General features: G+C 69.7%; 8 protein-coding genes and 4 pseudogenes. 7 read left to right on the top strand and 5 right to left on the bottom strand.

Annotated features, from left to right (window positions below):
* From GA0115254_RS10235 to GA0115254_RS10225, 3 pseudogenes are all read right to left on the bottom strand, one after another.
* Positions 1 to 188 (bottom strand): annotated as a pseudogene (locus GA0115254_RS10235) (IS256 family transposase); the annotation flags it as partial.
* A gap of 44 nt (positions 189 to 232) precedes the next feature.
* Positions 233 to 508, bottom strand: a pseudogene (locus tag GA0115254_RS45825) (XRE family transcriptional regulator); the annotation flags it as partial.
* Positions 426 to 1,344: pseudogene (locus tag GA0115254_RS10225) on the bottom strand (helix-turn-helix domain-containing protein). The pseudogenes GA0115254_RS10225 and GA0115254_RS45825, both read right to left, overlap by 83 nt.
* A gap of 138 nt (positions 1,345 to 1,482) precedes the next feature.
* Here GA0115254_RS10225 and GA0115254_RS10220 point away from each other — a divergent pair.
* The 4 genes from GA0115254_RS10220 to GA0115254_RS10205 all read left to right on the top strand — a co-directional run bounded on the left by GA0115254_RS10220 (position 1,483) and on the right by GA0115254_RS10205 (position 5,383).
* A complete protein-coding gene (locus GA0115254_RS10220) occupies positions 1,483 to 2,400 on the top strand; it encodes an MBL fold metallo-hydrolase (protein WP_093894963.1) in 918 nt (305 codons plus the stop codon).
* 29 nt (positions 2,401 to 2,429) lie between these two features.
* Positions 2,430 to 3,869 (top strand): carboxylesterase/lipase family protein, encoded by a 1,440-nt coding sequence (locus tag GA0115254_RS10215; RefSeq protein WP_093894962.1) that lies wholly within the window; start codon positions 2,430 to 2,432, stop codon positions 3,867 to 3,869.
* 366 nt (positions 3,870 to 4,235) lie between these two features.
* Complete coding sequence (locus GA0115254_RS10210; protein ID WP_093894961.1) at positions 4,236 to 4,892, top strand: hypothetical protein; 657 nt, start codon at positions 4,236 to 4,238, stop codon at positions 4,890 to 4,892.
* Complete coding sequence (locus GA0115254_RS10205; protein ID WP_256102483.1) at positions 4,781 to 5,383, top strand: transposase; 603 nt, start codon at positions 4,781 to 4,783, stop codon at positions 5,381 to 5,383. Before GA0115254_RS10210 ends, GA0115254_RS10205 begins: the two co-directional genes overlap by 112 nt.
* Positions 5,384 to 5,592: 209 nt before the next feature.
* Here GA0115254_RS10205 and GA0115254_RS10200 read toward each other — a convergent pair whose 3' ends face one another.
* Together GA0115254_RS10200 and GA0115254_RS10195 are read right to left on the bottom strand one after the other, a co-directional pair.
* The gene (locus GA0115254_RS10200; protein WP_256102482.1) at positions 5,593 to 5,928 is read right to left on the bottom strand and encodes a transposase; all 336 of its coding nucleotides are present in this window, start codon (positions 5,926 to 5,928) and stop codon (positions 5,593 to 5,595) included.
* Between the two features lie 122 nt (positions 5,929 to 6,050).
* Positions 6,051 to 6,806 (bottom strand): SDR family NAD(P)-dependent oxidoreductase, encoded by a 756-nt coding sequence (locus GA0115254_RS10195; RefSeq protein ID WP_256102481.1) that lies wholly within the window; start codon positions 6,804 to 6,806, stop codon positions 6,051 to 6,053.
* Positions 6,807 to 7,164: 358 nt separating this feature from the next.
* Between GA0115254_RS10195 and GA0115254_RS10190 the strand changes: the two are divergent.
* The 3 genes and pseudogenes from GA0115254_RS10190 to GA0115254_RS10180 all read left to right on the top strand — a co-directional run.
* A pseudogene (locus tag GA0115254_RS10190) lies at positions 7,165 to 7,887 on the top strand (alpha/beta fold hydrolase); the annotation flags it as partial.
* Positions 7,888 to 8,441: 554 nt separating this feature from the next.
* Positions 8,442 to 9,020 (top strand): carboxymuconolactone decarboxylase family protein, encoded by a 579-nt coding sequence (locus GA0115254_RS10185; protein WP_093894959.1) that lies wholly within the window; start codon positions 8,442 to 8,444, stop codon positions 9,018 to 9,020.
* A complete protein-coding gene (locus tag GA0115254_RS10180; RefSeq protein ID WP_093894958.1) occupies positions 9,020 to 9,886 on the top strand; it encodes an RNA polymerase sigma-70 factor in 867 nt (288 codons plus the stop codon). Before GA0115254_RS10185 ends, GA0115254_RS10180 begins: the two co-directional genes overlap by 1 nt.
* The last annotated feature ends 504 nt before the right edge of the window (positions 9,887 to 10,390 follow it).

Here is a 10,390-nt window from a genome sequence, read left to right as displayed (position 1 = left end):
AAGCGGGCGCCGGCTCGAACGAGGGCGACCAGGTGGGGTGCGTTCACGGCCCGCCACCGTTGCTGGGCGGATTCGACGAGCTTGAAGACCATGGCCAGGGCGGCGGCGGCGCTGCCGGCACCGCGGGTGACCTTGGTCCGCAGCCGGACGGTGGCGAAGGTCGACTCGATGGGATTCGTGGTCCGCAGGCACGAAGTCGCCGGTGGACAGGCCGTGCAGGTAGAGCAGCGGGGCGGTCGGCCCACTGGGGCGGCAGGGCCTGGGTGATGTCGCGGATCCGAGCGTCGTCGGTCGTGCCCGCGGCGGCGGTGAACCCGGAGCGGGCGCGAGTGGAGACGACCAGGCCGTCGGTCGAGGCCGCCTCCTTCCGGGCCTTCGCCCGTACCTGCGGCTCCCACCGCTTTTTGACCTCACGCTCTATGCGGTCACGCAGGTCGCGGCGGGGCCGCTTCAGCTTCGAGGAACGCGGCGGCGTCCGCGTGCGGCGCCCGGCTGCCGCTCGCCTGCCGGAGGAGCGCGAGGGCCTCCTCGGATGAGGAGCTGGCGGGGGTTGTGCACACGATGAGCGACTGTTCCGGTGAACGGGCGATCGACAGTGTCTGCTGTGTCACCGTCACCGTGCCGACGACGGGATGGTGCAGCTCGTAGGACGCGGCATCGCACGGCGCCACACGGTGGTCCCCCCCACAGTGCGACGAACTCCGGGCTTTTCATCGTCAGCTCGCCGATCAGCTCCGCGAGCAGCGGGTCCTCCGGGTGCCTGCCGACGGCGATGCGTAGGTTGCCGACCACCGCGCGCGCCTTGCGCTTCCAGTCCGCGTACAGCTCCTGACAGTGCAGGTCCAGGAACAGCATCCGGCTCATGTTCGGGCGTCGCGCCGGGTCATCCGGGCCGAGGAGGTCCAGGTGACCGGCCAGCAGGGCGTGCCCGAGGCTGTTCCAGGCCAGCACGTCCGTACGGCGGCCGAGCACTATCGCCGGGACGCCGTCGACGGCGCGGAGGAGGTCGCGTGTTTCGTCGGCGAGCTTCTCGGGCCGCGGGCGGCGCACCCGGGGCGCGTGGCGGGCGGCGCCGGCGAGCCGGTCGAGGTGCCCACGCTCGTGGTCGTCGAGCAGGAGAGCGCGGGCGATCGCGTCGAGCACCTCGGCCGAGGCCCCGCGGGACAGGCCCTGTTCCAGCCGTGCGTAGTACGAGACGCTGACGCCCGCCAGCTGGGCCAGTTCCTCGCGCCGGAGCCCGGCCACCCGCCTGCGGGGCCCGAGGTCGCGCAGGCCGACGTCCTCGGGTCGCAGCCGCGCCCGTCGGGCTTGGAGGAAGGCGCCGAGCGGGCCGGGTCCGTTCATCACCCCAGTATTCGGTGCGCGGCCCGATCCCAGCCACACCCTGTGAGGGGTGGGACAACCCGGGAGTGGTGCGTGCCCGCCCGCGTGTCCAGGCTCGGTCTCATTCGGCCACGTACCCCAGACCCGAGGACGGACCACATGGATCAGAACCCGGAGCAGATCACCCTTGGCGACGTCACCGTCACCCGAATCAAAGAGTTTTACGGCTCGGTCGAGATGCCCGCGGGCCAGTTCTTCCCGGACAGCCCCCACGGCTCGTGGGACGAGCACCGCGGCTGGCTGGCACCCGACTTCTGGAACCCGCAGACGGACGAGTGTCATACGGCGATCCAGTCCTGGCTGCTGCGCAGCGAGGGGCGCACGATCCTCGTCGACACCGGCGTGGGCAACCACAAGGACCGGCCCTACGCGCCGGTGTGGAGCCGCCTGGACACGAACTACCTCGACCACCTCGCCGCCGCCGGGGTGCGGCCCGAGGACGTCGACATCGTGGTCAACACCCACCTGCACATCGATCACGTCGGCTGGAACACCCGCCTCGACGGCCGGACCTGGGTACCGACCTTCCCGAACGCCACGTACCTGATGACCCGGCGGGACTTCGACTTCTGGGACCCGGCCAACGAGAACAAGACCGTGCTTGGCCGCGGGAACCAGAACGTCTTCGAGGACAGCGTCACGCCGGTCCACCAGGCGGGACTCACTCACTTGTGGGAGGGGACGTACCGGATCGACAAGAACCTGCGTCTCGATCTCGCTCCTGGGCACACCCCCGGCTCGTCCGTTCTCACTCTGGAGTCCGGCGGCGAACAGGCCTTGTTCGTCGGAGACCTGGTGCACACCGCGCTGCAGATCGCAGAGCCGGACACCAATTCCTGCTTCTGCGAGGACCCGGCGGAGTCCCGCGCCAGCCGGCACAAGCTGCTCGGCCGCGCCGCCGAGAACAACGCGCTCGTCTTCCCGGCGCACTTCGGCGGCCAAGGCGCCGCGGAGGTCGCGCGCAGCGGGTCGAAGTTCGTGATCAAGGAGTGGGCGGGCTTCTCCCGCATCTCCTGATGTCCCCCTCCAGAAAGGAAGCGTGTCCCGTGCCCCGACAGGCAGATCCGGTCGTCGAAACCCCGGCGGGCGCCGTGCGCGGCGTCCGTGACGGATCCGGCGAGCGCTACCGCGCCCTCCCCTACGCGGCGGCCCCGACCGGCGCCGGCCGTTTCGCCCCGCCCGCACCGCACCCGGGCTGGTCCGGTGTCCGCGCCGGCACACGGCCCTCGCCCACGGCTCCCCAGCCGGCCCGCGACTTCGGCCGACTCGACATGGTCCCCTACTTCGGGCCGGGCTGGGTGCCCGGCGAGGAGTACCTGACCGTCGATGTCCACACGCCTGCCGCCGACGGCGGCAGGCGTCCCGTCATGGTCTTCGTGCACGGCGGCGGGTTCGTCACCGGCTCGAACTGCGCCGCGCTCTACGACGGCAGCGCGTTCGCCCGCGACGACGTCGTCCTCGTGACGGTGAACTACCGTCTCGGCATCCCCGGGTTCCTCGATCTGGCGGGTGCTCCGGCCAACCGCGGACTGCTCGACGTGCTCGCCGCACTCAGATGGGTACACGACACCGTCGCAACATTCGGCGGCGACCCCGAGAACGTCACGGTCTTCGGCCAGTCCGCGGGTGCCACGCTCACCGGCGCGCTGCTCGCGACACCGGAGGCAGGCGGTCTGTTCCGGCGAGCGATCGTCCAGAGCGGCAACGGCACCGGCGCGTTCACCCCAGAACAAGCACAACGGGTCACTGCCACGGCGGCCGCGGCGCTGGGCGTCGAGCCGACCGCCGAGGCGTTCGCCCCGATCCCGGACGAGCGCTTCCTGACGATCCTGCCCGCACTGGCCGGCCTCGACCTCCGCACCGGCACCGCCACGGACCCGCTGGCCGGGCTCAGCCCGTTCAGCCTGGTCCTGCCGGTCCAGCCCGCCGACGGTCTCGCCGACGGCCCGGCCGGCGACGTCGACCTGCTCATCGGCACCAACATCGAAGAGGGGCACCTCTACCTCGCGCCGCAGGGCGACCTGGAGTCCACCACGGAAGCTGACGTACTCGCCGTCGCCACCCGGGTGCATGCAGACCCGCAGACCGCCCTCGCCGCGCACCGCGCGGCACGGCCGGACGAAACACCGGGCGAGCTGCGCTCCGCCGTGCTCGGGCAGGCCCTGTTCGAGGCCGGTACGACGCGCATGGCGCAGGCCCACGCTCGGATCTCGGGCGGCCGCACGCACGTCTATTCTTTCGGGTACCGCTCGACGGCCCTGGCCGGGCGACTCGGCGCTGCCCACACCGTCGAACTGCCCTTCGTGTTCGACATCGCCGACAAACCCTGGCTGCACGGGGACACCTGCCTACTCGGCCCCGACCCCGCCCCAGCAGGATTCGCAGCCCAGGTACACGGCGCCTGGGTCGCGTTCGCCGGCACCGGGAACCCGGGCTGGGCTCCCTACGACCCGCAGCGACCCGCGGTGGAAATCCTCGGCGAATGAATGAACAGGCTGACCAGCCGATCTCAGGTCAGTGGCCGATCGGCCACGGAGCGGCCCCCAACGTGAGATTCGGCCAGGCCGTGTGAGATCCCACAGGAATACACGAAGGCCCAGCCCGCGGGAGGCCCACATGCCGTCGAACAGAGCCAGTCGTGCGGAGTGACGAAGTAATGCGGGTGCGCGGTGCACCTCAATCAGTCAGAGGTCGGCCGTCGACCGTCCGGGCCGCTGTCCGGGCGACCGCCTCGGGGGTGGTGTCAGGCCCACCCCCGGAAACGGGTTCCAGGCCCAGGGACTGCGAGGCGCGCGGGGGACAGGATTTTCCTTGCCGACAGTGGCTCATCGCTGAGGACCGAGGAGAATCCGATGAATGAGATCGTTGCCCGGCGTTTCACGGGGAGTATGGGGATCGCTGCAGCGGCGGGGCTGATCCTGGAGGTACCGCTGTACTTCGTGTACTCGGGCCCGCCACCGCAAGCCAACGTGCTGACCCGCCTCCTGATCGGGATCCTCGCTCTCGGCTTCGTTCTGGTCTTCGCCACCGGCTTCCGCGAACTCGTCAAGAGGACTGCTCCCCAGGTGGAGTGGGCCGGCACCCTCGCCTTCGCGTCAGGACTCGCCTACACCGTGGTGACGCTGATCTCCAGCGGCCTGGAAGCCGGGGCCGTCATCGCCACCGACCACCCGATCGACCCCACCATCACCGTCTCCGGCACCTACATCCTCTACGGATCGATCTCCCGCATGCTCCTGGCCATGTTCCTGGCCGGCTTCGGCTACGCCGTCAGCAAGAGCGGCCTGCTGCCCCGCTGGGCCCATCGCAGCGCCTTCATCCTCGCCGGGATCAACCTGGCCTTCATGCCGTCCCTCTTCTTCGGCAACACCCCCGCCCGCTTCTACGCCGCCAACGGCTGGGGCACCACCGCCCTCATGGGCGGCCTCCTGAGCTACTGGCTCCTGGCGATAGGCATCACCACCTACCGCAGCGCCCGCCGCGTCCCGCAGCAAGCCGCAATCTCCTAGAGGCAACGCCGGCCAAGGCCGCCGGTGAACTCGTCGGGCTCTACCACGAGCGCTGGGAGATCGAGACCGCCTACGCCGAGCTGAAATCCACCGTCCTGGGCGGACGCGTCCTGCGGGCCCGCACCCCGGACGGCATCGAACAGGAGGTCTGGGCCTTGCTGACCGCCTACCAGGCACTGCGGACCGCAATGACCGACGCCACCGACAGCGTCTCGGGCACCGACCCGGACCGGGCCGGCTTCACCACCGCCCTCACCGCCGCCCGAGACCAGCTCATCCTGGCCGCCGGCGTCATCGCCGACATGCACATCGACCTGGTCGGCACCATCGGCCACCACGTCCTGGCCCAGCTCCTGCCCGCCAGGCGGGTCCGCACCAAAGACCGCATCGTCAGACGCGCGATCTCCAAATGCAACGCACGCGGACCCACCATCGACCGCACCACCTGCAAAGCCACCATCAGCATCAACATGCTCACGGGCAGCCCTTGACGCACCCGACCCCGCCCTAACTGGGAGGCGGAGGAGATACGTGCGAAACCCGCCACTTGTAGACGGAGCGGGATCTGACGGGCCCGTGCTTGGGTGACAGGACGCGCTGTGCACCGACCAGAAGCGCCCGTTCCCCATCGCGCGCGACCTCCGCGCGTTCCTCTTCGCCGTGCTCCGCGACGGCACCTGCTACCAGCCACCCGCACCCACTACGGCTTGACGAAAGCTATAGAGGCACCTTTTCGGGCTCCGGCGGCATGCCGGTGGGCTCGGACAATGGTGGGGTCGACCGAGGCGACCCAGTCGATGTCGCCGGCTGTGTCCGCCTTCGCCTGCGCGGCTTGCAGCATCCGCTCGAAGGTGCCGTCCTTGGCCCACCGGCGGAAGCGGGTGTGCAGGGTGGCCCAGGACCCGTACCGTTCGGGTACGTCCCGCCAGGCGACCCCGGTGCGGAACTTCCACACGATGCCGTTCAGGACCATACGGTCGTCCAACCGGGGACGCCTGTCGCATCCGTGGGCAGCAAAGGCCGCAGCAGGTCCCACTCGGCATCGGACAACTCCTGGCGACGTATCACCCAGCCGTGATCCACTGCCCGAGATCACGGGTCGATGCCGTGACGGACTGAGCGCCAAGGCCTACCTGGCCTGCGTCGGACCGCGCGGGCTCAGACTGCGAAGCCACCGTCCACCGCCAGCTCCGCGCCTGTGACGTATCGGGCGCTCTCGCCGGCCAGGTATGAGACGGCGTCCGCGACCTCCGCCGCCGTGCCGTAGCGGCCGAGCGCGGTGAAGCCGCGCTGGAAGTCGGCGGAATCGCCGTCGCCCGGGTTCATGTCGGTGTCGATCGGGCCCGGGTGGACCAGATTGACGGTGATCCCGTGCGGGCCGAGCTCCCGGGCCATGCCCTTGGTGAAGCCGATCAGAGCGGCCTTGCTGGTCGCGTAGAGCGCGCTTCCGGGGAAGGCCACGCGCTGGGCGATGCAGCTGCCGATGCTCACGATCCGTCCGCCCTCGACCAGGTACTGCAGCGCCGCCTGGGCGTAGAGATAGGGCGCGCGAACGTTCACCGCCAGCACCCGGTCGATCTGGTCGAGTGCCACTGCCTCGATCGGCCCGACGGCGCCGACACCCGCGTTGTTCACCAGGATGTCCAGCCGCCCGAACCGCTCGGCGACCGCCGCCACCGCGCCGCGCACCGCCTCCGGGTCTGCGCTGTCCGCGCGGACGGCCCAGCCGCTCCGTCCCATCGCGGTGATCTTGGCGACCACCTCTTCGGCCAACTCGGCCGAGCCCTGGTAGGTCAGCGCCACGTCTGCGCCGTCCTCGGCCAGCCGCAGCGCGACCGCCGCCCCGATCCCCCGGCTGCCGCCGGTCACCAACGCAACCCTGCCGTCGAGCGCCATCGCACCGTTCATCGTCATCTCCGTAAAACTCCTTGTTCCGGTCTTGGACATGCTCAATCCAAGACCGGAACGCCCTGCGGGTCCGGCGGTATTCAGACGTCATGTTCAATGTTCAACGACGACTCCGTACACCCCGGAAGTACGAACCGACCCCGGCTGCCCGGTGCAGTTCGGTCCGCCCGCCGGATCGGCAGCCACGTGGACCAAGGGGCAGCTCGGCCGGCCGACCGCCGCCGTCCAGCACCGCGCTCGCCGAGCCGGTCAGCGCCGGTCAGTTCGGCCTCCGCGGGCAGGTCCCGGCCGGACAGCGCGAGTTTGAAGACGGGCCCTGGCGTGCGGGCATGTCAACTTCCCTACGCATCAAGGCCTTCGCGGCGTGCGCGGCGATGCTCGCCGCCACCGCGCCGACATCACCGTGCCGCTCGACTACGCCGACCCCGGCGGTCGCACCATCACCGTCGCCATATCCCGCCTGAGGGCCACCGACACCGCCCACCGCGTCGGCCCGCTGCTGCTCAACGACGGCGGACCGGCCGGCCCAGCCTCCACATGCCACTGACCAAGTCGGAGGTGATGGGAGAGGTCGCCGACCGCTACGACCTGATCGGCGTGGACCCGCGCTTCGTCGGCCGGAGCACCCCGCTGGACTGCGGCCGGGACCTCCGCTCCGCCCTCTTGCGCTCCGCGGACGCCGACCTGGCGGCGTACCGCGAGGAGGTCGCCGTCGCGCGCGAGCTGGCCGGGCGGTGCGAGCGCGCCCACGGCGACGTGCTGCCGTACGTCACCACCCGCAACACCGCCCGCGACATGGACGTCATTCGCGCCGCCCTCGGCGAGGACACCCTCTCCTACCTCGGCTACTCCTACGGCAGTTACCTCGGCGAGGTCTACACAGCTCTTCCCCGGCCGCACCGACCGCATGGTGCTCGACGGAGTCAATTCCCCGGAGCACTTCAGCCACACCCTGCTGCGCGGCGCCGAGGCGGCGAACGAGGCGGCCCTGCGCGCGTGGGCGTCGTGGGCCGCCGCACGGCACGGCACCTACGGGCTGGGCGCCACGCGCGGCAAGGTCCTGGCGACGGTGGAGCACATCCTCGCGCCCGTTGTTACGCACGGCAGCTGTGGTGAGGAAGCCCTCAGGTTTGGCTATGGCCCATTCACGGTTGATCTGCGTCATAGGCGAATGATTGCCGCATGTCCCGTCTACTGGTGCCGGTTTGAGCACGCCGGTTCAGCCTGACCATGCGGGACCGCTGCGCCGCCGTACGCCTCACAGGGCGACTTGCAGCGCACATCCCTATGGGCTTCGAGAAACGGACAAATATGGACTGGACACATTCGAAGCGGCGTGACACTTCTCCGGGGGAGCGTGACAGCCGGTGTCACGCTCACGCTCTGTCTGCGTGGCACCGTTGGGGAGCTGTCCTCCGACAAGCAATCTTGGGCGACGGCCCGGTGTCCTCTGCCATCCAACCGAGGCGTTTGACAGCGAACCCAGCCGTTTCGGCTTCTACGACAGTGAACCCAGTCGTGCGGGATGGCCAGGCACTGGAGTGCTGACGATCTACGCGTGGCGGTGGTTGTCACATTTGCGGGCCCGGCGGTGTCTCCATGCCGAACAGCCAGACAGGCAAATCTACTGAGGAGAACACCATGGCACTCCGCGTTCCGAAGGCCGAGCTCAGCACCGAGATGAGCGAAAACATGATCAAGCAGCTCGGCGCCGTGGCCGAGCCCGTCGAGGTGGTGTGGCACAACCCCAAGGTCGCCACGTCCAACTTGGAGTTCTCGGCCAAGCTGAGTGAGTGGGACGCGGCCGACGCGAGCCTCAAGTCGTTCGCGCACATGGCCGTCGCGTCCCAGGTCGGCTGCGGCTGGTGCCTCGATGTCGGCTACTTCCAGGCGCAGAACCAGAACCTGGACCTGGCCAAGGCGAGCCAGGTGCCCCGCTGGCGGGATTCGGAGGTGTTCACGCCGCTGGAGCGGGACGTCCTCGAGTACGCCGAGGCCATGACGAACACGCCGCCGACCGTCACCGACGAGCTGCACGCGAGCCTGCTCGACCGGCTCGGTGCGGCGGCGATGGTCGAGCTCACCGCGTACATCGCCTTCGTCAACATGGCGACCAGGAACAACAATGCGAACGGGATTTCGTCGCAGGGCTTCTCCGATGCCTGCGAGATTCCACTGGCCGCGCGCCCTCAGAACTCCGGCGTAGCGTCGACGTCATGATGACCGAGGATCCGTTCGTCGCCCATCGCAGCCTGCTGTTCACCGTCGCCTACGAGATGCTCGGGTCGGCGGCCGACGCGGAGGACGTGCTGCAGGAGTCCTGGCTGCGGTGGGCCGACGTCGACCGGTCGCAGGTGCGCGAGCCGCGGGCGTACCTCGTCAGGACTGTCACGCGGCAAGCGCTCAACCGCCTGCGAACGCTGTCGCGCAGCCGCGAGGATTACGTGGGCGAGTGGCTGCCGGAACCGCTGCTGACCAGCCCCGATGTTGCCGAGGACGTCGAACTCGCGGAGAGCGTCTCGATCGCGATGCTGACCGTCCTCGAAACGCTCGGGCCGACCGAGCGGGCGGTGTTCGTGCTCCGCGAGGTCTTCGAGATGCCGTACGGCGAGATCGCCGAGGCCATCGGGAAGTCCGCGGCCACGGTGCGGCAGATCGCGCGGCGTGCCCGCGAGCATGTGGCGGCCCGGCGGCCGCGGGTGCGAGTGAGCCGGACGGAGCAGCAGGCCGTGGTGGAGCGGTTCCTGGCCTCGTTGCGAACCGGGCGGTTGCAGGAGCTGCTGGAGGTTATGGCGCCGGACGTGGTCCTGATCGCCGATGGCGGCGGGCTTGCGGCCGCCGCTCTGGCTCCGATCCACGGGGCCGAGCTGGTGGCGACGGTGCTCGCGCGCGCGAACCAGGTGGTGACCGCGTTCGAGACGATGACCGTGTGGCTCAACGGCGCGCCTGCGGGCCGGTTCGAGATCGACGGCGAGCCGACCGCGGTGAGCCTCGTGGTGGAGAACGGGCGGGTCACCCGGATCTTCCTGATGAGAAATCCGCAGAAGCTGACGCGGCTCGATGAACTGGCCGAAATCGCCAGGTAAGGGGGCTGCTGCCCTGGCAGCGCGAGTGTTCCGGGCGGTGAGGACCGCCCGGAACACTCACGACCGCGCAGTGGTCAGAGGTCGACGCACAGGGCGATCGATCAAGAGGTAGAAAGCGGGCCGCGCCTGCTTCCGGCTGCTACGGAAGCGCGTGCTGCTCGGTGCCGCCAGTCGTCGAAGACCGACTGGCGGCAAAGGGACGTCTGCCTGACCGTCTTCACGAAAATCTTTGAAGAGCCATCACGACCGGCCAGCAGCAGCCCGGTGACACTCAACCCAGTCGGGCCAGGTCAGCGCGCTGCACACGACTGACTTCACTGTCAAAGGACACCCGGCCAGCCCGGGGTGGCAGCCGGCGATGGGGTGCTGTGCCGGGTGGTTCTGGCCTGGCGGCGACCGAAACCCGGGAGTCGGGGCGGGACTGGCCGCCGTCAGGGGGACTTCACGGCGTTGACCATGGTGTATCCCATCTTGTCCCGGCACAGGGCGAGGATGTGCGGGTAG

The organism is Streptomyces sp. Ncost-T10-10d, assembly GCF_900091955.1.
Classification (GTDB): domain Bacteria; phylum Actinomycetota; class Actinomycetes; order Streptomycetales; family Streptomycetaceae; genus Streptomyces.
The sequence above is the reverse complement of the archived record's forward strand: the minus strand, read 5'-3'. Positions and strand labels throughout refer to the sequence as shown.